Raw genomic sequence first — 22,515 nt, 5'->3', positions numbered from 1 at the left:
AACTTATTTTTTGCCATTTGATAAATAATTATATTTTTGTTGATCCAAAGTGGATCACTCATGATGTATATCATGAATCCAGCAACAAAGGTAGAATTGAAAATTTTCAAGATGATGAATAGGAAGAAAATGCTAGGTATGGTGATACTTTTGCTGGTTACACAGCTGAGTTTTGCGCAATATTTTAAGCTAACAGCCAACGGTTTTGTATCCAACGACAATAAAGATTTTGCGGTAGTAGATGTTCCAAACGTAAAACAGGCGGATTTGTACAAGAACGTACTCAATGCCATAAATTCGCTGTACAGCAATCCTCAAAAAGGTCTCAGTGTCTTAGAGGGTGAAAGTATTACCTTGACAGCATATGAAGAAAAAGCCATACCTGTAAAACATAGCAGTGGTGGTTTTGGAAAAACGAATTATAAATATGACCTGTCGTATACCTTGTCCTTTCTTTTTAAAGATGGCAAGATTCGGGTCAACAGTCCTACTTTTGAACTTAAAAGATGGTACGAAGGAACTTTCAGAGCTGGAAGAGGATATGGTAATAGTGGCTGGACAACGCTAAATCTTGTTAAAGGCAAGAACGATCGAGTGGCGATTTATGACCAAAATGGCAAATTGCTTTTAGAAGATGCTACCAATGGACTGAATGCTCATCTTAATGCAATCGTAAAACAGATTATTGATAAATCGAATACAATCAGTAATTGGTAATTAGTGTTTCATGTAAGTAGTTTGTCTATAAACCAGTAAATTCAGCTTTTTCTTTATCACTTTTTTTAATGTTGTATTAACATATGGAAATTATGAAAAGGGTATTACCAATTTTAATCGTAGCATCGCTAGCACTAACCGGCTGTAGCAAAAATTCTTCGGATGATCCGATCAGGCAAATAGAAGAAATTGCTGCCGATAAGATAAAAGCAAAATACATTTCTGTCCTGCCTGAGCTGAAAGATTATGCTCATGTATATGAAGGGATGACTAAAAACAAAAACTATAAAGTTGTCGTTGGGCGTAACGACATCGATTATATGGTCGCTTATATTGATGCGTCGGGTAAAGTATACTTAAAGAAAACGGCACAATTGGATACATCATTAAAGAATAAAATCAACGCTTTTAGATTTTATCCGAGTGATGTATTAACAGAGGGGAATGCGGTTTTATTAATGTTTGAAGGACCAAATATCACGTCACCTGACCAGCCAATTATTTCGTTTGAAGTTATCTTTCCTAATGAAGGTAAACTGATAAATGTTGGAAGAAATCTGTCAAACGATGCGAATAAATATGTTTATACTATAACATTTACAACAAAAACAGTCTGGTTTTACAGTAATGGTAAACTGTATATGTATGATCGATCTACCGGTAAAATTATACTTGAAACAGCGGACATACCGTATGATTTGTTAAAAGGGGCGTTGACTTCTTTTTTCTTTGAGAATAACAAGATGATACTTATAGAGGGAGGCTCTAGTGATTTGAAGATCTTCTGCCATTCTTTAACGAGATCTGAAGGTAATTATTCAACTTTCTGGACTGGATCTATTTCAGGAAAGGGTAATATAGCGAAAGAAGATATTGAAATTACTGACGACGCTGATTATATTTTAATAAAATTAAAAGGAATTGCGCATATTTATAAATTTAAGAAAGTCGATGGGGGACAGGGATAGATTAAAAGGAAATAAATGCATAGTCCTTTATTATTTATATAGATGATAAAAAAACAACTCTTCCAAATAGAAGAGCTGTTTTTTATTATTGATAGCATTTGTCTGTTTTTATAATTTGATAGAACAATGCCACCTGTCCAATTATTTAGTCCAGACTTGTTTCTGGGGCTTTACCGATTAGTTCCATAAATTGATCTAACTTAGGGGTAATGATGATCTGTGTTCTTCTGTTTCTTGCTTTTCCAGCTTCGGTATCGTTAGGTGCGATGGTATTATACTCGCCACGTCCCGCTGCGGTTAAACGTTTTGGATCTACTCCATAATTGTTTTGTAAAGCCATCACCACAGATGAAGCTCTTAATGTACTTAAATCCCAGTTGTTGCGGATATTAGGCATGCTGATAGGCACATTATCGGTGTTACCTTCAATCAGTACATCGTAACTGTTGTAATCGGTGATAATCTTAGCAATCTTCGCTAATGTTTCACCTGCTTTATCTGAGATCTCATAGCTTCCAGATTTGTAAAGCATATTATCAGCAAGGGATATATAGACGACTCCTTTTAATACCTGGATATCAACATCTCTGATTTCCTCTCTGCTCAGGGAGCGTGTCAGGTTGTTGGTCAGCACTAAATTAAGTGAATCACTTTTGTTTTTGCTATTGACAAGCTGCTGGATGTATTTGTTGGATGAATTGATCTCATCGACAAGTTTTGAAATATTTGCATTTCCCTGCGTGCTGGAACTTAGACAATTGTTTAATGCTGTCTGTAAAGCGGCAACATTTGCTTTTTCGGAAGCAATCTGCTCATCCAAACTCTTAATTCTGATTTTTGAACCGTTTAAATCACTTTCAGATGCCTGTAAGCGGCTGCTCAGGTCCTGATTACTTTGTTGTAACTGGGTGTAACTTGCTTGTAGTGCGGCAAATTTTTTATTACTGGTACAACTTGATCCTAAAGTTGCCAGCGCTAGGAGCGCGCAAATAATTAACGGATATTTCATAGTTTTTAAAATTAAAAATTAATACTTGACAGGCATCTCGGAGATAAAATAAAAATAGGTAATTACCTTTTTTTATTACGTCTCTAGCCAGACCAATAGTATAACACAAAATTGATGCCTTATTGGCTCACAAGCTGATGTTAATTCATAGATACAATCATAAACGAAGAAATTTGATTCTTATTTTAGCAAACAAAAGTTTATAGCAAAAGTGTGCTGATCTACTTTCCGACAATGGAATATTAAATGACCATGGAGGGATAATTCATCGTAGAAAACGACTCGTTTTTATAACGATATAATAGCAATTTTATGGGTATTGTGTCAATTATAACCAAAGAGCGCCTCCATATGGAAGCGCTCTTTGGTTATATATAACATTCGTCTCATTTAACTATGTACGCAGGCTGATGCAGCTCTGTCCAATTGGTTTTCTTCTTCGTTTTCTGAGATCTTCTTCGGGAAGCTTACAAAACTTAGGATAAACGTCACCGATAGCAACAGGATACTCACCCATAATACATGATGAACACCATAATGTACACTGACTATTCCGCCTAGAAATGCCCCTAAGGAAATTCCGATATTAAAAGAGGAAGTCAGTAAGCTGTTCACAAATTCTAAGGCATGATGGGGAACAGATTGCGTGGTGCGGATATTGGACACCAAAAATCCGCCGGTATGGATCATTCCCCAAAGGGATACGATAATGACCATCGGAATATAATGTCCGCCAAAATAGTAAGCCAGGATCTGTACCGTCACTAAGAGCATTAAAAACAGTCTGGCGGTTAAGCGTACATTTCGGTTCAGGGCCAGTCCCATCAGCCAGTTTCCTAATGTTCCCATGCCACCGAAGAGGAGCAACATCATACTGATCTGCGCACCGTCCATCTTGGTAATCTCTTCCAGATAGGCGGTCAGGTAGGTATAGCTGGCAAACATGGCCGCTAAAGTGGCTATGGTCGAAATGAGATTGAGCCATAGAAGCGGGCTTTTCAGCACTTCGACCTGATTTTTGGTCGATATCGCCTGATCTGCCGGCATTGAGGGAATAAAGAACAATAGACCGATAAAAGCGATTAAACTGATCGCGCTACTGAGGAAGAAGGAAGCCTGCCAGTTATGAAACAGATCTACGGCATAGGTGGTGAGGGGGATTCCCAGCACCGTGGCCAAGCTTAATCCCAGCATAACAGTAGAAACGCCTTTTGCACCCTTTTCTTTAAATGCAATGGCGATGGCGATATTCCAGAATAGCGGGTGCAAGATCGCTGGTAAGATACGGGCGACCATCAGCATGGTGAAGTTGGTCGAAAAGGCAGAAATTAAATTCGAAAAAACAAATATACTCATGACCAGACAGAGCAATAGCTTCCGGTTTATCTTGGTCGTAAATGAGGTGATAAAAGGGGAGGAAACGGCGACAGTGATCGCAAAGGCACTCAACAGCCAACCTGCAGTATCGATGGATACGTCAAATTGCCGACTGATGGTCGGGAGGATGCCGACGATCCCAAATTCTGTGGTTATAATGCCAAAAGCGCCAAGTGCTAAGACGTAAATTGATGTTTTCATTATTTGTTAAAATTTATGTATGGCAAAATTGAACAGAAAAAATGTGAAAAATCAGTATATTTTCATGATAATTAGGTATTTTTGTCTTATGAAACGTGAGAACATCGATGAATTGGTCAAAGTAGAATATCATCAGGGCGCTAGCTGTCCTTTACGGGATATGCATTTTTCCTTTTTTCAGATTGTGTATGTTATTTCCGGAAAAGGATTTCTGAACATCAACAACAATATGGCTTCTTACAGTAAAGGCAGTCTGATTCTCCTGACACCAAATGATCAGCATCACCTCGAAATCTTGGAAAGTACGGACCTGTTGCTTGTGAAGTTCAGTGAACGTTATGTGAAAAACTACCCCTGGAACAGTATTAATTCCATGGAATGCCTCCTGTACGGTGCTTCTTTTTTGTCGGGCTGTATTTTACAGAATAAGCCTGATGTTGTTTTGGTCAATTCGATTGTAGAATCACTGCTTCATGGTATCCATCATCCGGATCTGTATCAGGATGAGCTGACGTTGAATTACGTGAATGCGTTGATTGTCATCGCAGCACGAAATATTTCGAAGATGCGAGCGGAGCAGATTACCTCCAATTCGGATAAGAGGGTGATTCAGATCATTGATTATATCCAAGGCAATATCCATGATCCAGCACTATTGAAAGTTGCTGTGATCGCGAAGAAATTTGGGTTTTCAGAAACCTATCTGGGCAGTTACTTTAAAAATCAGTCCGGAGAAACGATTCAGCAATACATCTTAAATTATAAAATGCGCCTGATTGAACACCGGGTGCTGTTCAGTGATATGCGGGTCAATGAAATCGTCACGGAGTTTGGTTTTTCAGATGAAAGCCATCTAAATAAGTTTTTCAAAAAACGGCATCAGATGAGCTTATCAGAATTTAAAAAGACGAAAGGAGCTAGGGTAGCGGTTTGAGTGAATCCGAAAAGATTAAGGATTCTAAATGTTGTAGAAGAATATTGATTTTTTAATTATTTATGCAGAACTTTAAATTTAAACTTCAATTAAATTTAAAATGAAAAGAGCAGCACTTTTATTCGCCTTAGGCACCATGATGATTTCATGTAATCAGAAAACGAAAGAAAATCAACAAAGCGGAGAAGCAGGAGATCAGAAAGAGCAGGTTTCAACCAGTGACCAGGCAAGTAATGATGCGAATGAAAGTTTCAATATCGAAAATGTACCCTTTTCAAATGCAGATTTGGGAGATTTCCCATTTTTTACTTTACCCGAAGGGTTGATAGAACAGAATAAGCCTCTGCAGAAGAAGTTTGATGTTTGCTTTTTCCCGGTTAATGGCACGATGACACCATTTGAAGGTAGATTATATAAAATTAATGTTACAGCAAAAGAGGGTGAAGAATATGCGCAGCGATATTTTGAAAAAAGTATGGCGGATTATATGACTACTATCGGAGCAGTTAAAGTATTTGATGGTGAAATTACAAAAGAGGAATATGAACGCTATAACAAAAAAGATCCAAATAAAGGTGATGAAGGTGATATTGGCTATGAAGGTGAAAATATTAAGTTTTATGTCGTTCGTACAAAAGATAAGGGAAATATCTACATCCAGTTTTCTTCAAATAATGCAGCAGGAAAGCTCAATATTCTTCAAGAGGAAGCTTTTAAGCAGACGATAACAAAGGTCACGGCAGATGAGATTTCAAAAGACTTATCTGAAAAGGGCAAATCTATTTTATACATTAACTTTGGTGTTGATAAATCCAATGTTTCTGCTGATGGTAAGGAATTAGTGAACGAAATTGCGAAAGCATTAAAGAATAATATGGGTTTAAAAATTGCTATTGAAGGTCATACGGATAATACCGGTGATGCAACGCATAACAAAAAACTTTCAGACGATCGTGCCCATGCGGTATTGAGCCTGTTGACCATGCAGGGAATTGAAAAATCAAGATTATCAGCAGCGGGTTTCGGAGCTGAGCGACCTTTAGTCGCAAATGATTCGGAAGCTAATAAATCCAAAAACCGTCGCGTGGAATTAGTCAAAGTGAATAAATAATCCGTGGCCAACTGTAGGCACAACAATAGCCAGCAGTCCAGCAGTTGGTTGATATTAATCATTATATGAATGCATGCTAGAAAAAACACATAATTCCTTGTGAGCAGGGCCTTACAAGGAATTATGATAAAAAAGTGATAAGCTGGAAATTCCATCGGGTGGATCTTTGGCTTTATGGTTTGCTATTTAACAACCGTGGCTTCTAATTCAACTTTAAGGGTTTCAAATAGTTGCTGTACTTCCAGTACTGTACTTGTTTGCTTGATTTGGTTCCGATTGATCCATTCTTGGAAAAGATCAAAATTTTCAAACAATGCCGCTGAATCTGTGGTGTAGACATTGAGCCTGACAATATTCTTGAGTTCGAAATCAGCTTCACGAATTACTTTTTCAAGATTTTCCAATGTCTTCTGCAGTTGGACGCGCATATGCTCATCACTTGAAATGCCATGCTCGTCGATCGCTGTCTGGCCGGATACATACAAGGTACTTTCAACATGTTTCACTTCTACTGCCTGGACATAGCTTCTGGCATCTTGCCAAGTCCATGGATTAATGATCTTTTTTTCCATTTTAATGTTTTATTAAAGTATGGTACAAAGATCAAGATGTTGCTTTGTATGAGCGTGTGACAAATATCACAGTTTTCAAATGTCTTATAAGATGCGGCTCAATGTTTCGCGGGATACGCCGAGATAGGATGCCAACAATGTTTTGGGAATGCGCTGTATCAAAGAGGGCTGGTTTTTAATGATCTGCTCGTATCTTTCCTTTGCACTGGAAGTAAGAAATGATAAAATACGCTGTTGCGAGCCAATATGCCCAGCGATTGATTTTTTAAGGAAAAAGTGTTCCATCTTGTGCATTTGCGCACATAGCTTCTCAAAATTTTCTAGTGTAAGGCAAAGCATTTGTGTGTTTTCAATGCATTTTAACGATAAGGTAGCGCGGCTCTGGGAATAAAAGGCTACGAAATCTGTTTCCCACCAGTCTTCCATCGCAAAAGAAATGAGATGTTCCTTTGCATCACTATCAGTATATGTTAGCTTTACCAATCCTGAAATTACAAAGTACACATGCTTAACCGGTTGACCTGCTGCGATGATCAGTTCATTTTTCTTAAATTCCTGAAATGTGAAATGATTAAATAGCGATGATATTTCCTCATCCGAAAGGCTGATGATTTTTTCGATATGTGCTCGCAATGTATCTTTTATAGCATTCATGTGGGATTATAATATGTGAAGTCACCTGCAAGTTATGCATCGTATACTAAGTTATAAAATGATTGCGCTATTTTTTCTAAATTGCCCCGTGAGCTTTGGCAATATATATGGACTGGTACTACCGTCTGTCATTGATGGTATGGCTCAAAACTAAACCCGGCGGTGTTTTGTTATCTATTGGAGTAATTCGAATGGATATTGACAAACTGAATCGTCTCTTTTAGACCCTTTAAGATAATATTTGATCCCAGACAATGAAAGAAAAATTTAATCAGCTGATCGCAGAAGTGGTAAAACCGTTACTGAAAGAAAATGGCTTCACGAAGAAAGGGATGAATTTTTATAAAAGAAATGCTGATCTGGTTTTCCTTTTGAACGTTCAAAATAGTCATGGGAACAGTTCTGAACAGACAAAATTTTATATTAATTGTGGTATTCATTCGACCGTTATCGATAAAGTAATAGGTCGATCAGAACTTGTAGAACCGAAAGAATACGAGTGTTATTTCAAAGATCGCATTTCTTCGCTGATCAATGCCGTCGATGACGGTTACTTGATCACAAAGGACACGGACTTGGAAACTTTAAGTTTGACACTTCACCAGGATCTAAAATCGGTGGTGTTGTTATATGATAACATCAACAGGACCAGCGATCTGACGGATTTGATGATCAACAAAAATGGGCTCAACAATTATCAGGAACTATTTGAATATTTACTGTTAACAAATAATTTGGCAGATGCAAAACGTTTTGTCAAAAATCTGCATGATACTTTTGGACAGCAACGAAGGTGGACGATATTTGAAGACAACCTGTCTGAGCTGTTAAGAAAAAATAAACGAAAAGAAACCATTGCGGATTTATTACGCTAGCGTACAAGACCTTGAATTGAACTTATGAAAAAACTTATCCTACTATTTGCTCTGCTTCCTGTCCTGCTATCTTGTAAAGACCGCGACAAGATAGATCTGTCCCAATTGCACTTGAATGAAAGCATCGAGAGCCTCATTGATTTTGGTGAACTTAAAACAATTGGTGTTGAAACGGTTGAATACCCCTTTTGCTTGATGATTGAAATAAATGATGGTGCAAACTATACTTTTGACGGTCTTGATCTGACGGGCCAAAAGGTATTTTTCCAGATCGATTCCGAATTGCTTAAAACAGACAGCCTGACGAAACAGGGTGGTGGTCATATCGACGTGCGATCTTTCAAAGACAAGAATGAGCTTGCTGAAATCCTAAAAAACTATCAAGCAGCAAATACCATCTACGGGATGCGGATCGAAATGAAAACGGAGGAGTTAAAGAAACAGATACTCGCAAAATTGGAAAGCAGGTATGGAAAAGGAACTAAAAATCCGAATACCGATAATGGGCTGTATTGGAATGTCGCGAAAGAGCAAAAATACATCTTCTTTGCGCCAGATTATGACCGATTGATCGTTTTAAACAGTACAGATCTTTCCAAAACCTGTTATTGGGATATCATGAACGGAACGATTGATTTTGGCGGATGTGATCAGGAGGCGTATACGAAGGAACTGCTTAAAAATACCAGTCCTGAAAAGGAAGTGACAGAAAAGCCTGTTGTGAAAATAGACAAAGATTGGAACCTCAATCAGCTGGTGGTAGGGAAAACTACGGAGCAGGAGTTCGCATCCGCAGCTATGAATAAAAATTTTGAGCGGACGGTTGTGATCGACGGCAGTACGGCTTCGACCACGGAAGTATCTTATGACAATAAAGACAAAAACTTCTTTTTGTATTTTTCTGCAGGTCAAGGTAATGGTGAAAATTCCCAAAACAATCTTTTAAGTGGCTATAGCCTTCAGGATTTTAAACAGGTGGATATTTCATTTGACAATGGTCTTCGCCCTGGAATCTCTTTTAAGGAAGCTGTCAAATTATTCAACAAAAATGACATCATCAATTTCAATGATCTAAAATTTTCGAATTATATAGAAGTCAAAAGAGGCAACGGTAAGGTTACTCTTAACTTTGATGAAGACTATTTGTTTTCGGGTATTTATATAAAATGAGCGATAAGATCTGCTTAACAAGAACATGTTGCAGCAATGGAATCAACAAAAAAAGTCATTTCAGCCATTAGCTGAAATGACTTTTTTGATTTTGGATTAGTTGTGTTATATCTTGAATTGTAGCTGTTTAATTGTTGTTACCTGATGTCGGGGTTTATGTCCACTTGGGGATGTTACGTCAGTAATTTCTCAAAATCATAATTTTTGGCGTGATCCCAATTGGCGCATTTGAAAAGTAGGATCCGTGATATATTTCACTTTCCTTTAGGTAACTACTATCTTTTGGTTAGTGATTTTGCTGTAATTTTGTAAAGTGTAAAAGAAGTGCAGTCAGTACTTTAGAAATCTCCAGTTGAGATGGCGCATTTGCAGCTATTTTATAGCTGTTATTTAGTTAATCAAAAATACAAAAACATGAAAAAACATATCGCTCATTCCATTTTAGAACTCGCCATCGTTTCAGAAGGCAGTACATTTGGACAGACATTACAGCATTCGCTGGAACTGGCTAAAGTAGCAGAAGCAAATAATTATAAACGTTACTGGTTTGCGGAACATCATAATTCTGCTTCGGTAGGCAGCAGTGCCACTTCGTTATTAATTTTATATGTAGCCGAAAACACCAGTAAAATAAGAGTAGGGTCGGGTGGTATTATGTTACCCAATCATTCGCCTTTGATTATTGCAGAGCAATTTGGAACATTGGCGCATCTTTATCCAAACCGGATTGATTTAGGTCTGGGAAGAGCTCCCGGTACAGATACACTGACAGCTCAGGAGATCCGATCGGACTTTATGAAAGCTGCGCACTCTTTTCCTGCAGAAATTGAGAAAATTGAACATTATTTTTCACAATCCAACAGCACGGGTAAAGTCAGAGCACCGATCGCAGAAGGTGCTGATGTGCCCATTTATATTTTGGGATCAAGTACCGATAGTGCGCATCTCGCTGCTCGGAAAGGATTGCCTTATGCATTTGCAAGCCATTTTGCCACCGATCATTTAATGTCGGCATTAAAAATCTACCGAGAGGAGTTTCAGCCTTCTGAAGTAATGGAGAAACCTTATACGATTGCAGGTGTTAATGTGATTATTGCTGAAACGGATGAAGAAGCACAAAAATTGTTTACATCGGTGGTCAGAATGTTTTTGGGTATCTTGACCGGAAATTCTCAACCGCTGCATCCACCTACAGAAATGACAGAGGATTTGCAGGATATCTTCCATCATCCAAGTGTACATCAGATGTTGAAATACTCGTTTGTGGGCACTAAGGAAAGGGTGAAAGAACAGACCAAGGCGTTTCTTGAGCAAACACAAGTGGATGAGCTGATCGTCGTATCGACAATCTATGATTTCAAGGATCGAATCAAGTCGACCGAATTGTTTGCTGAAGTCATGAGCGAAATCAATGCCGATGATAGCACGGATTAAAATGAACCTAATCCGCTTTTCATTATATTTAAAACTAAAACAATGGCACAAAAAAAAGTTCACTGTGACTGTCTAGAAACTATAAGACCGGTGCGCGATACGTTGGATGTGATCAATGGTAAATGGAAAATACCTATTATCATATCCATTGGTGTCGGTAACGATCGTTTTACGGATATCCAGGAGAGTATTCCCGGGATCTCGCCCAAAGTTTTGGCTAAAGAACTGAAAGATCTGGAGCAGCATAAGCTGGTCAGAAGGGTTGTTATCGAGGAATATCCGGTAAAGATCTCCTACCAGCTGGAGGAATATGCCGATACGCTGACTCCAGTTATTTATGCACTGAAGGATTGGGGCATTAATCATAAGAAAAAGGTGCTGGAGTAATATTTTCTGAAGTCAAAAATGCTGCTGGCTATGATTTCCATTTTTAACTGGATTATAAAATTATAGTTTTACATTTGAATCTTGTACTTCAAACCTCATCATATGAAATCTAATTTATTGGCTTTGCTTTGTTTCTTTGCGCTGATCATCGTTATTGATCCTGTATTTTCTCAGATTTCTGACAAGGATATCAGGAAGGAACAGCAAAATAAAAGTCTGAAGATCTTAGTCATATCGGATTTAAATGATGGTTATGGATCTACGGCTTATAGTCAGGAAGTGTTGGATCTAGTGGGAAGTGTTTCCACATTAAAGCCTGATCTTATTTTGTGTGGTGGCGATATGGTCGCAGGACAAAAAAAGACTTTAACGAGAGAAGCTATTCAGGCTATGTGGAAGGGATTTGATCAGGCTGTACTGCAACCTATCAAGGCTTCTGGCGTACCATTTGGATTTACAATGGGCAATCATGATGCATCTCCCAATTTTGTGCTTGACCGTGAAGTTTCGGCATCATTTTGGGCCAATCATAAAGCTGATGTTAATCTTACTTTCATCGAGAGCAGTCATTTTCCGTATTACTTTTCTTATTTAAAAAATAATGTGTTCATTATCTCCTGGGATGCGTCATCATCTCAAATCCCAGCTGAAGTGAAAAGCTGGATGAAGGAGCAGTTGGATAGCCCTTTGGCTAAAGAGGCGAGATTTAAAATCGTCTTAGGTCACCTGCCTTTATATGCACTCGTTGAAAGTAAAAATAAACCAGGAGAAGTTCTGGAGCATGCTGATGAGACCTTGCAGTTTTTAAAAGAAAATCAGGTAGACCTGTATTTATCCGGTCATCAACATGTGTATTACCCTGCTAAAAAGGAATGGGTGATTTTATATCACAGCGGTTGCCTAGGTGGAGGGCCTCGTTCTTTATTGGGGCATCATGAGGCGCCATATAAGTCCTACGGCTTTATTGAAATCCCGAAAAACATCAAAAATAAGGATTCGGTAAAAGTAAGCGCGATAAGAGCGGATGATAAGCATGAAGTTAAACTGGAAGATTTACCTGCTCAAGTTTCAGGATTTAACGGGAGCTTAAACAGAATCGATCTCTCGAAGTAGTATAACAAAAAGACCTTTTCAGCCCATAGCTGAAAAGGTCTTTTAAATTATTTTGTTATCTGTTATGTGCTCTATTATAGCTATATAATAAATATGATCTAAGGTAACAGTTCATATACACGGACGTAATCGATTTCAAAAACATTCGGGAATATCTTGTCATCAACCCCATGTTTACCGCCCCAATTTCCGCCGATGGCTAAATTAAGCAACCAGTGAAATTTTTGATCAAAAGGCCATTCGGCAAAGGTTTTATGTTCGTTTTCAACAGAAAAAATCTCCTGATCATCGATAAACCCCTTGATATATTCGGGTGTCCAATCCACACGGTACAGGTGAAAATTATCGGAAACACCTGCAACTTTTGTTGTTGCTGTTTTTTGGGTATTGATATTGTGGTTATAGGCTTTGGTATGGGTGGAGATATGCAGTACATCCTGATCGTAACCCACGTGTTCCAAGATATCGATCTCACCCGAGTTGGGCCAATTGCCATATTTAGATGCTGTTGGCAACATCCAGATCGCAGGCCAATTGCCGCGTCCCCGCGGTAATTTGGCACGAGCTTCAAAGCGGCCGTACAGGAAATCACCTTTATCTTTGCTCACTAATCGGGCAGAAGTGTAAGGTTTACCGCCTTTGCTTTCTTTTAAAGCTTTGATTTTTAAAACCCCTTTACCGACAACTGAGTTTTTTAGCGAAGATGCAACATAATACTGATCCTCATTATTGCCCCAACCGTTATATTTTGAACCTATATCATACGACCATTTGGTGGTGTCGGGTAAGCCTTCGTAATTAAATTCATCTGCCCAGACAGGTTCAGTTGAAAAGCGGTAGGCATTTTTCTGGGTTGATGAAGCACTGGTATTTGACTTTTTAGCCGTTACATAGAAGGGGATATTGGCAGTAGCCACATTGTTATGACCATCGGAAACATAGACAAACAACCGGTATGCGCCTTCTTCTGCAGGAACTGTGAGCTGTGTGTGCTGCTGACCTTCAGCTGCAATACGCCCTGGGATAGCCTTTGGTCTTTCTTCACGGTCACCACCTTCTTTCAGGTCGGTACTTTCGTGCAGAAGCTCCCAGCGAGTCGTTAACTTGTCGCCATCCGGATCGCTTACAGACACAGCAACGGGGTAAGTTCTACCCGGTTCGACATAAACAAAGTCAGCCGCTTTTTTTCCATCTAACAGGAGGGACGATACCTGTGGAGAACGGTTTTCAGGCCATTTTTTTGACCAGAGGTATTGCATCACATCGACCACTTCGTTTTCTTCACCAGCTTCGGTGAACAGTCCGTACCAGGTTGGGGTGCGCTCTTGTTTCTGTCCCCATAAGAAAACATAAGACCCTAAGCAGTTTTTGTCTGTGCCGATAGAGGCTTCATAACGGCTTTTGTAGACCGCCGCTTTTTCACTGCTGTTCTCTTCTATGGAAGCAGACCAAGGTGTCTGTGTCACCTCCCAGTGCCCTGTAGGACCCCATTCGGTCACGATATAAGGTTTAGTCCAGCCGACACTTTTAATCTGTTGCGGTACGGACGCGAGTCCTCCGTATACCTGAACAGCGATCAGATCGATAGCCGGGCATTTCTCCTGAATATAATCAAATTCCTTTTGATTGATACCCGCCAACATGGTTGTCACCAAGTGATTAGGGTCTAGTTCATGAATCATTACTGCAATCGCATTGACCGCATCCCATACCTTGGGATTGCTGTAATGGAGGTTCAGTTCATTGCCGATTCCCCAGGCTAAAAGCGCAGGATGGTTTCGGTACTGCAGGACGGTCTTACGGATACCCTCCAATTGTTGCGCTACCTGTTCGGGGTTGCTGTAGTCAAATCCATGTCTTTCGGCCCGTACATCCAGTCCTAAGGTCACGGTAAGTCCCAAGCGATGGGCATCGTCCAATATTTTTCCCGCATTGTGCGGGTTCCAAGTACGTATGGAGTTACCTCCATACGCTTTTAGACGATCCATATAATTGCTGCCACCGGCGCCTTTGATAAAATACGGCTGACCGTCACGCTTGATGGTGTAACCACCGTTTTCTTTAGCGATGACGGTTTTGACGGGTTTGTTGTCCTGCGATACCGCCAGCTGTACGTTGAAAAGGAGCAAGGAACATAAAATTCCTGTTTTTATATGCATCATGATTTATCTGAAGTTAGGGTTAGCATCGATCTGCGTTTGCGGTATAGGCAATGATTCACTCACACCAGGAATAAATTTAGCACCAAATACTTCTTTTGCTTTACCGGTACGTACCAGGTCATTGAAACGCTCACCCCACCATTCACAGGCAAATTCTGCTCTGCGCTCGTCTAAAATCTGGTTTAGCGTCACATTGGCAATAGCACCCAATTTAGCCCTTTCGCGTACCAATTGAAAAGGTTCGTCGCCATTTTGCCCTTTCCGTACTTTTGCTTCCGCATTTAGAAGCAATACATCTGCATAACGTAAGATACGAACATTATTGTTGGCGCCATATTCCATACGTCCTTCGGTCATCTGTGCTTTTGGAAGATACGCTTTTCCATTGAAATATTTGATACCAAATGGATTGCCATAGACCACATCACCGCTCGGGGTGGTGACTGAAGTAGCAGGATTACCGTCGATGCCACAGTACTGAATCGTGTTTTTCAAGCGTTCAACATCGCCACGGTTCGTTAGGAAATCGACAATATTTTGAGATGGCGGTACCCAGCCCGCTCCGGAGATGGGACTTCCTTTTTGATCACCCGACGGTCCCTGCCACCTAAAGAATGTTCCCCAGTCTACTCCGGGACGTACAATATCGCCAGTACCTACACCAAAATCAGAATATTGCAGTTCAAATAAGGATTCATTGGCCAGTTTTCCGGGAAGCTTAAAGAGCTCGTACAGGTTTGGATATAAGGAGAATTTATTGCTCGCAATGATCTTATTGGTCGCATCCAAGACTTCTTCCCAATGCGGACTGCTGTTATCATTACCGGCAAGATCTGCTGCGGCTTTGGCTTTGAGGAGCAGTGCCGTATATTTGGTCACGGCACCGATATGGATGGACTGATTCGGACGTGCATCTTCCAGTGCTTCGATGCATTCATTCATTTCGGCAATGATAAAGGCTCTTACTTGGGCCGCAGTGCTCTTTTCGATGGTCGCCAGGCGTCCAATATTTTCACTGTCGATCAAGATAGGCACGTTTCCGAACAGGCGGGAGGCCATCAGGTGGGCGTATGCACGTAGAAAACGGACCTCCGCTTTGTATTGCTTATTGAGGTTGAGGTCTTTGCTGTTGCCTGCCGGTATTTTTGCCGCGAAATTATCCAGTTCGATCAGGGCATTGTTGGCCGCGATGACCAGGCTGTAATAACTGATCCACGATTGGTTCAGTCCCCAGTACGACTGCACAGTTACATCGTTCTGGAAGTTTTTGATGGCCATGAGCTCCGGGTTATCATTGGGGCTGGGAGCAGCCTGCAGGTAATCATCATCGCGCATGCAGCGGATGGATAGATCGATCCAATGGACCAGGTTGTCATCAGCTGCCGAGCGGTATACGCCAGAAACGGGGCTGTACATCAGCGCAGGGTTGCTGTAATCGATTTCTTCCGAACGCTGCTGGTTTTCAAGAGGCTTGTCCAAAAACTTTTTACAGCTCGTCATGGATAACGGTACTGCTATACAGCTTGCTATGAGGATATATTTAAAGGTATTCATAAGATTAAAAAGTAAGGTTAAAAATTAAAAGGAAACTTTGACGCCTAGGCTGTACGTCGATGCAATTGGATACACATTGGCATCAAATCCCATTCCTGATACTTCAGGAGTAAAACCGTTGTATTTGGTAAACATAAAAGGTCGATCTGCCGTAACGAATATGCGGGTTGGCATTTTCGGGAAGTCAAAACTATAACCTAACTGAATATTTTGTACGCGGAGGTAAGCGCCACTTTCGACAAAGAATGAACTAGCCTGTAGGTTCCATGAAGCCACCGAACCTGCTGCCGATGGATGGGTGTTGCTTGTTCCTTCACCGGTCCATAGTTTATCAACAAAGGCCGCATCCACATTCATCTGATTGTATTTTCTACGCATAGCCCGGTTGAGGTTATGGATTTTATTGCCGCTCACGCCTTGAAAGGCAACGCTTAGATCAAACTTTTTGTAATCGAATGCCAAGTTGAAACCATAGGTGATCTTTGGCAGGTAGTTTCCGAGATTGATACGGTCATTTTCATCCAGTTCGCCATTATTATTCTGATCCTTATACTGGAGATAACCCGGTAAAATAGGGGCGTTTGGATTTTGCTCGTTGTACGCCTTTGCTATTGGATCGGCATCGATCTGCGCCTGATTTTGGTACACGCCAGCGACTTCATAACCATAGTAAAAGTTGATGGGCTCGTTGATCTGGATTCTGGCCGGAAATTCTGCCGACCATTCCGGGTAACCGTTCATGATATTCTCAAGTCCGCCCAGATTTTTAACGGTATTTTTCAATGTGGTTACATTTCCGCCAATGGAATAGCCCAATGCACCGACTTTATCTTTCCATTGTAGCGAAAGCTCCCATCCGCTGTTGGCGACACTGCCCCAATTTCCATATACGCGATCCCACGAAAATGGAATAGGCCTGCTGAAGGCAAGATCATGGGTTGTTCTGTGGTAATAGTCTAATGTACCGCTAAGCCGGTTGTTCAACAAGGCAAAATCTATCCCGCCATCCCATTCTTCCACCACTTCCCAGCGGACCTGTGAAAAGAACCTGCCGACACGGTATCCCGGAATACGGGTTCCGTTTGTCGTGCCCTCACTGCCAAAGATACCTGAGAAATTGTTTCCGGAATACACGGTTGCATAGCCTGCATTGGGCTGGATACCGTCATTCCCCAGTTTACCCCAGCTTCCACGGAGTTTCAGTTGATTGAAAAGCTTTTGGTTTTCCATAAACTTTTCTCTCGTCAGTACCCATCCTAAACCCACAGATGGGAAATAGCCCCACTTGGTCTGGTATTTTGAACTTCCGTCAGCACGGAAAGTAGCGGTCAGTAAGTATTTGTTGTCATAATCGTACGTTCCTCTCGTAAAATAAGATATACCGGCATTTCGGGAGCCGTTCTCACCGTATCCTGTTGCCGAACCGATTCCCTGAGCGCCAACTCCTACATACCAGAATTCTTCCGATTCAGGTACATCATTGGCCTGCACCCAGGTTTCACGCCAGCGTTCCTCACGTGTCGACTGTCCCAACAGGACCGACCAGTGGTGTTTGCCGGCTTCATCTTTATACGTCAATAAATTGTCTAAGATGTAGTTGTTGTTACGTGCCTGTGCCGAACGTAAGAAAGAGCGGTCATTTCGCTGGTCGTTATCGATGTAATAAATTGGGTTATAGCCGATGTTATGTGTCGATTGATAGCGCTGGCTGAGCTGTGACTTAAAGGTAATTTTATCTTTCCATAGTTCTGCCTCTACATAGAAACTCGGCAGGATCTGAAATCCTTTCGTCTGATTGTTGTTGTAGAAGGCTGTCGCGATCGGATTGTTGTACCAAAATCCCGACTGCATACCGATTGCCGTACTGGATCCGAACTTTTCAGGTTTTGAAAGTTCGATGGTCGGATCGTAAACAGGGTATAAAGGCGATGCAAAATACGCCTGACGGAAAGCTGCATTATTAGGATGATAGGATTTAAAGTTATTTAAATGTGCCATAAACCCAACTTTCAGCCAATCTGTAACCTTAGCATCGGCCTGCATACGCATGTTAAACTTCTGGTTGTTGTTTTTGGCATCCATGATGCCTTCTTGTTTAACGTAGTTGAGACCAAAAGCATAGGTAATCTTTTCACTGCCGCCCATGATGTCAAGATTGTGGTTCGTGATGAGTGCTTTTGAGCGCAATAGTTCATCGAACCAGTCGGTATCCATGGCCGGATTGGTTTCGGTACCACCATACTTTTCAACCGATTTTTTGACAAAGGCACCATTTCCGGTCGCATTGGCATAATTCGCATATTGTTGCGCATTGGCCATTTTTAAGATGTTGGTCGGGGTCTGGAAACCTGCAAATCCATTGTAGGTGACACGCGATTTCATATTAAGGCTTCCTTTTTTCGTGGTGACGAGGATAACCCCATTTGCGGCACGTACCCCGTAGATGGCTGCTCCGGAGGCATCTTTTAAGATGGAGATATCGGCGATGTCGTTGGGGTTTAAGAAATCAATATTGTCCATAAACATCCCATCCACGACATAGAGCGGACTTTCATTGTTGAATGAACCTACACCGCGGACACGCACGGAGGGTGTTGATCCCGGAGCTCCTGAGCTGACGATCTGCACCCCTGCAACGGCACCCTGAAGGGCATCCATCGAATTTGAAACCGTACGTTTGGCCATATCCTGCATGTTGACCGTTGAAATAGGCGCTGTTAGATCGCCTTTTCGTTGTGTACCGTAACCCACTACTACGACTTCATCCAGATTAAAATCGGCATTTGCTTTTAATTGGATGTTGACGGAATTGCCGGTGATGGCGACTGTTTTGGTTTCATAGCCTAAAGAAGAGACCGTCAAATAACTGGTGTTTTGAGGAAGAGAGAGGGAAAAATCTCCCTGCTCGTTGCTACTTGTTCCAATTTTGGAACCTCCGGATAAGGTAATACTTGCCACTAGCGGAATCCCCAGTTCATTTGTGACTTTACCTGTGATCGTTCTGTTCTGTGCACTTACCGTATGGGTAAGACAAGACAGAAGAGCAACACTTGCCATGATGCTAACATTATTTTTCATGCTTGATGAATTAAAAAATTTAGGAATGTTTATAATTAGCCCAAAATTAGATTTAGATGGGCATAAGTTAAATTTAAACACTACTTCATTACTACTTCATGTTGCTTTAATGCGGTTAAAATCGCTATATTTGGGGTACGTCAATTGTACGTCAACCCTTATAAACAGTATATGAAGTATCTCGCATTCCTTTATTTTTTCGTTTTTTTTATAGCACCGATTTCTTTGTGCGGACAGAATTTATTGGGATTACCCTTAGTCAATAACTACAATAAAACCGTATATGGTGGCGGAAGCCGGACCTGGGATATTAAACAGGATAGCAGGGGCATCCTATATTTTGGTAACAGTGAAGGGCTGATTACTTTTGATGGCCGGTACTGGAAATCTTATGCGTTGCCCAACCATACCATTATCCGTTCGCTATGGATTGACAGCCATGATCGGATCTATGTGGGCGGTCAGGGAGATTTCGGTTACTTCGAACCTGCTGAGCAGGGTGGTCTGACGTATACATCACTGAAAGCCCTGATTCCGGAGGAGTACCGCAATTTTGCTGACATCTGGAATACGCTGTCTTTTGGGCAGTCTGTTTTTTTTAGGGCGACCAATGTGATTTTTGAACTCAAAGGTCAAAAAATAACGGTACATCCCGCTGCTGCGGAATGGTATTTTATGGGTAAGGTGGGTGAATCGCTTTTTGCGCAAGATAAAAAAAATGGCTTATTGGTCTACCGCAATAACCACTGGTCACCCGTGCTGGCAACGTTGCCTTATCGCGAAATGAAAATTGCATCGATGCTTCCATTGGGTAAAGACCGGATCGTCTTATCTACTTTAAATAACCAGAACTACTTATTGAAAGACAGGGTGTTATTGCAGTTAAATAAGGAGCGCTGGGATGATAGTTATACACCATCTGCCGCGCGTATCGATGACTCCACCTTTGTTGTCGGTAATGCAAAAGAGGGTTGTCATATCCGTGATCGCGATGGGAAAACGATTCAACGCATCGGTATTCGGGAAGGTTTGGTGAACAAGAATATTTCAGCGGTATTTGTGGACCAGCAAAAAAATATCTGGGTGGCCAGTGATAATGGGATTTCGGTGATTTCGTACGGATCTGCGGTACGGTATCTGCGTCCCAATCTTGAAAATGAGGTGACTGGGCTATCGTCGCTGATCTTTGATCATAAACTTTATTTATCTTCATCCAACGGGGTGTATGTGGCACCTATCAGCAAAGGACTGAAAGATCAGAGCCGTTCATTGAGTTCTTTTTCACTTTTTCCGAAAAGTGATGGTGGCGAGGCCTGGTTGCTGGAAGAACTGAACGGACGCTTATTACTGGGGCACAATAAAGGATTGTTTCAGATTCAGGATCAAGCTTTACTGCCGCTGTCCAATCGCACAGGTACCTGGAATGTATTGCCGTTAAGTTCCGTTTATCCGGTAGAACAGGCTCTGGTGGGTACTTATCAGGGTTTAGAGCTGTTGAGTTATCAAAACGGTATTTTTCAGTCCGGCGGTCAGTTGCGCGGGTTTGTGGATTCTTATCGCTTTTTAGAATTGGACGACAAAAATACAATTTGGGCTTCACATCCTTATCGCGGTATTTACCGCATGCGACTGGCGGCAGACCGCCATGCTTACGATGCTGTTCTCTTAACGAAGAAGAATGGTTTACCGTCAGACTATCAGAATTTTGTGTTCAAGATTAAGGATCAGATCGTTTTTGCTACAGAAAAGGGGCTGTACACCTACGATTATAGCAAAAATGCGTTTGTCAAGTCTGCTGATTATAAGGAATTTGATGGTCTGACGATCCGCTATCTAAAGGAGGATAAAGAGGGCAATATCTGGTACTGTACAGATAAATACGTCGGGGTCGCACAATTTGATGCAAAAAATAAGAGCTATCAGCTTATCAAATTTCCAGAAATTGAAGGCATGAATACTTCGGGATTCGATCATATCAATACCTATGATAAAAATAACATCTATATCGGTGCTGAAAAAGGGATCATCCATGTCAACTATGAAAAGTATATTCAGGAAGCGCGGAAGCCACTTGTGCTATTGTCGCAGGTAACGGCAAAATCAGCGCAGGACAGTATTCTATTTGCCGGCTATTTCACTAAAAATGAAACCGGAACTTACGAACAGCTCCGTGCGGACCAGTTGGAGCTGGCCTCTAAATTCAATTCTTTTCAGTTTGCTTTCTCTTCGCCAAGTTTTGGTATCCATGAGCATATGGAGTTCAGCTATCAACTGGTCGGTTATGATGAGGATTGGTCCACATGGGCAAATATCGCTGAAAAATCATATACCAACCTGCCAAGTGGAAAGTATCGTTTTCAGGTTCGGGTGAGAAACAATTTAAATCAGATCTCCGAGACCGTTAGCTATGATTTTACGATTTTACCACCCTGGTATCTGAGCATCTGGGCAAAGCTCGTCTATATTCTATTGGGAGCATTGGGCATCTATCTCTTTTTTAAGGTGCAAAAGCAGGTCTGGAAAAAGCAACAGCTTCAGTATGAGAAGAAAATGGCACAGCTCCGCTACATCCATCAGCTGGAAATCGAAAAGAGCGAAAAGGAAATTGTAAAGCTCAATAATGAAAAGCTGGAACAGGAAGTACTGGTGAAGACGAAAGAGCTGGCCAGTGCGAGTATGCAGCTTTTGGAAAATTCGGGAACGCTTGTTAAAGTCCGCGATGAACTGGCAAAAATAGAAGGGAGTGAGGAAGAGGCTTCGGAATTAAAACGGATCAACAATTTACTGAAAGATGTGGAGAAAAATAGTGCCAACTGGGATCAGTTTGCGCTGCATTTTGATGAACTGAATGATGGCTTTTTGAATAAACTGAAATCCAATCACGAGGGGTTATCACGGAATGATCTTAAAGTCTGTGCTTATCTGAAATTGAATTTTACCACCAAGCAGATCGCGCAGTTGCAGAATATTACGGTCAGAGGAGTTGAAATACACCGGTACCGTTTACGTAAAAAACTACCAGTAGGGAAAGATCAGTCTTTAAGTGATTTTTTGAATGAAATCTAGTGGGGTGAGGTAGATAGATGATTCAGTTTTAATTCGGAAACCAAATAGTTAATGAGTTGTACACTTGAAGTTAAGTATCAAAAAAAACGGCATGGTTTTTTACGACTCTAAATGATTTTTCTTCTTTATTTAC

The 22,515-nt window shown here is 41.0% G+C and carries 17 protein-coding genes; 10 read left to right on the top strand and 7 right to left on the bottom strand.

The features are described 5' to 3' along the window. Window positions 1-60: 60 nt before the first annotated feature. Window positions 61-717: a DUF4468 domain-containing protein gene (locus JAZ75_RS21415; protein ID WP_208698336.1), complete on the top strand. Its 657-nt coding sequence runs from the start codon at window positions 61-63 to the stop codon at window positions 715-717. A gap of 92 nt (window positions 718-809) precedes the next feature. After that, a complete protein-coding gene (locus JAZ75_RS21410; protein ID WP_208698333.1) occupies window positions 810-1,685 on the top strand; it encodes a hypothetical protein in 876 nt (291 codons plus the stop codon). Window positions 1,686-1,830: 145 nt separating this feature from the next. Here the strand turns inward: JAZ75_RS21410 and JAZ75_RS21405 are convergent, their stop codons facing one another. Both JAZ75_RS21405 and JAZ75_RS21400 read right to left on the bottom strand, forming a co-directional pair. Further along, window positions 1,831-2,694: a flagellar motor protein MotB gene (locus tag JAZ75_RS21405; RefSeq protein ID WP_208698331.1), complete on the bottom strand. Its 864-nt coding sequence runs from the start codon at window positions 2,692-2,694 to the stop codon at window positions 1,831-1,833. 390 nt (window positions 2,695-3,084) lie between these two features. Continuing rightward, entirely contained in the window at window positions 3,085-4,272 is a 1,188-nt protein-coding gene (locus tag JAZ75_RS21400) for an MFS transporter (RefSeq protein WP_208698329.1), read from the bottom strand. Window positions 4,273-4,360: 88 nt separating this feature from the next. Here JAZ75_RS21400 and JAZ75_RS21395 point away from each other — a divergent pair, with 88 nt between their 5' ends. Next, on the top strand, window positions 4,361-5,206 hold the full coding sequence (locus JAZ75_RS21395) for an AraC family transcriptional regulator (protein ID WP_208698327.1): 846 nt from the start codon (window positions 4,361-4,363) through the stop codon (window positions 5,204-5,206). Window positions 5,207-5,306: 100 nt separating this feature from the next. Further along, a complete protein-coding gene (locus JAZ75_RS21390; protein WP_208698325.1) occupies window positions 5,307-6,317 on the top strand; it encodes an OmpA family protein in 1,011 nt (336 codons plus the stop codon). A 182-nt stretch (window positions 6,318-6,499) separates the two neighbouring features. Here the strand turns inward: JAZ75_RS21390 and JAZ75_RS21385 are convergent, their stop codons facing one another. Beyond that, entirely contained in the window at window positions 6,500-6,889 is a 390-nt protein-coding gene (locus JAZ75_RS21385; RefSeq protein ID WP_208698316.1) for a RidA family protein, read from the bottom strand. Between the two features lie 84 nt (window positions 6,890-6,973). Continuing rightward, complete coding sequence (locus tag JAZ75_RS21380) at window positions 6,974-7,543, bottom strand: Crp/Fnr family transcriptional regulator (protein ID WP_232789295.1); 570 nt, start codon at window positions 7,541-7,543, stop codon at window positions 6,974-6,976. 254 nt (window positions 7,544-7,797) lie between these two features. On the opposite strand from JAZ75_RS21380, the gene JAZ75_RS21375 reads away from it, so the two are divergent. From JAZ75_RS21375 to JAZ75_RS21355, 5 genes are all read left to right on the top strand, one after another. Then, window positions 7,798-8,418: a DUF4304 domain-containing protein gene (locus tag JAZ75_RS21375; protein WP_208698314.1), complete on the top strand. Its 621-nt coding sequence runs from the start codon at window positions 7,798-7,800 to the stop codon at window positions 8,416-8,418. Window positions 8,419-8,442: 24 nt separating this feature from the next. After that, window positions 8,443-9,588: a hypothetical protein gene (locus JAZ75_RS21370; protein WP_208698312.1), complete on the top strand. Its 1,146-nt coding sequence runs from the start codon at window positions 8,443-8,445 to the stop codon at window positions 9,586-9,588. 414 nt (window positions 9,589-10,002) lie between these two features. Then, window positions 10,003-11,022, top strand: a complete 1,020-nt coding sequence (locus JAZ75_RS21365) for an LLM class flavin-dependent oxidoreductase (protein ID WP_208698310.1) — start codon at window positions 10,003-10,005, stop codon at window positions 11,020-11,022. Window positions 11,023-11,112: 90 nt separating this feature from the next. Further along, entirely contained in the window at window positions 11,113-11,409 is a 297-nt protein-coding gene (locus JAZ75_RS21360; protein ID WP_232789294.1) for a winged helix-turn-helix transcriptional regulator, read from the top strand. 102 nt (window positions 11,410-11,511) lie between these two features. Then, window positions 11,512-12,522, top strand: coding sequence for a metallophosphoesterase family protein (locus JAZ75_RS21355; protein ID WP_208698308.1), 1,011 nt, complete (start codon window positions 11,512-11,514; stop codon window positions 12,520-12,522). Window positions 12,523-12,620: 98 nt separating this feature from the next. On the opposite strand, the gene JAZ75_RS21350 is transcribed toward JAZ75_RS21355, so the two are convergent. The 3 genes from JAZ75_RS21350 to JAZ75_RS21340 all read right to left on the bottom strand — a co-directional run bounded on the left by JAZ75_RS21350 (window position 12,621) and on the right by JAZ75_RS21340 (window position 19,316). Beyond that, complete coding sequence (locus JAZ75_RS21350; protein WP_208698306.1) at window positions 12,621-14,651, bottom strand: glycoside hydrolase family 16 protein; 2,031 nt, start codon at window positions 14,649-14,651, stop codon at window positions 12,621-12,623. Between the two features lie 36 nt (window positions 14,652-14,687). Beyond that, the gene (locus JAZ75_RS21345) at window positions 14,688-15,962 is read right to left on the bottom strand and encodes a RagB/SusD family nutrient uptake outer membrane protein (RefSeq protein ID WP_410528630.1); all 1,275 of its coding nucleotides are present in this window, start codon (window positions 15,960-15,962) and stop codon (window positions 14,688-14,690) included. Window positions 15,963-16,262: 300 nt separating this feature from the next. Beyond that, a complete protein-coding gene (locus tag JAZ75_RS21340) occupies window positions 16,263-19,316 on the bottom strand; it encodes a SusC/RagA family TonB-linked outer membrane protein (RefSeq protein ID WP_208698303.1) in 3,054 nt (1,017 codons plus the stop codon). 171 nt (window positions 19,317-19,487) lie between these two features. Here JAZ75_RS21340 and JAZ75_RS21335 point away from each other — a divergent pair, with 171 nt between their 5' ends. Then, entirely contained in the window at window positions 19,488-22,382 is a 2,895-nt protein-coding gene (locus JAZ75_RS21335; RefSeq protein ID WP_208698301.1) for a triple tyrosine motif-containing protein, read from the top strand. The last annotated feature ends 133 nt before the right edge of the window (window positions 22,383-22,515 follow it).

The organism is Sphingobacterium sp. UDSM-2020 (genome assembly GCF_016132525.1).
Classification (GTDB): domain Bacteria; phylum Bacteroidota; class Bacteroidia; order Sphingobacteriales; family Sphingobacteriaceae; genus Sphingobacterium; species Sphingobacterium anhuiense.
The sequence above is the reverse complement of the archived record's forward strand: the minus strand, read 5'-3'. Positions and strand labels throughout refer to the sequence as shown.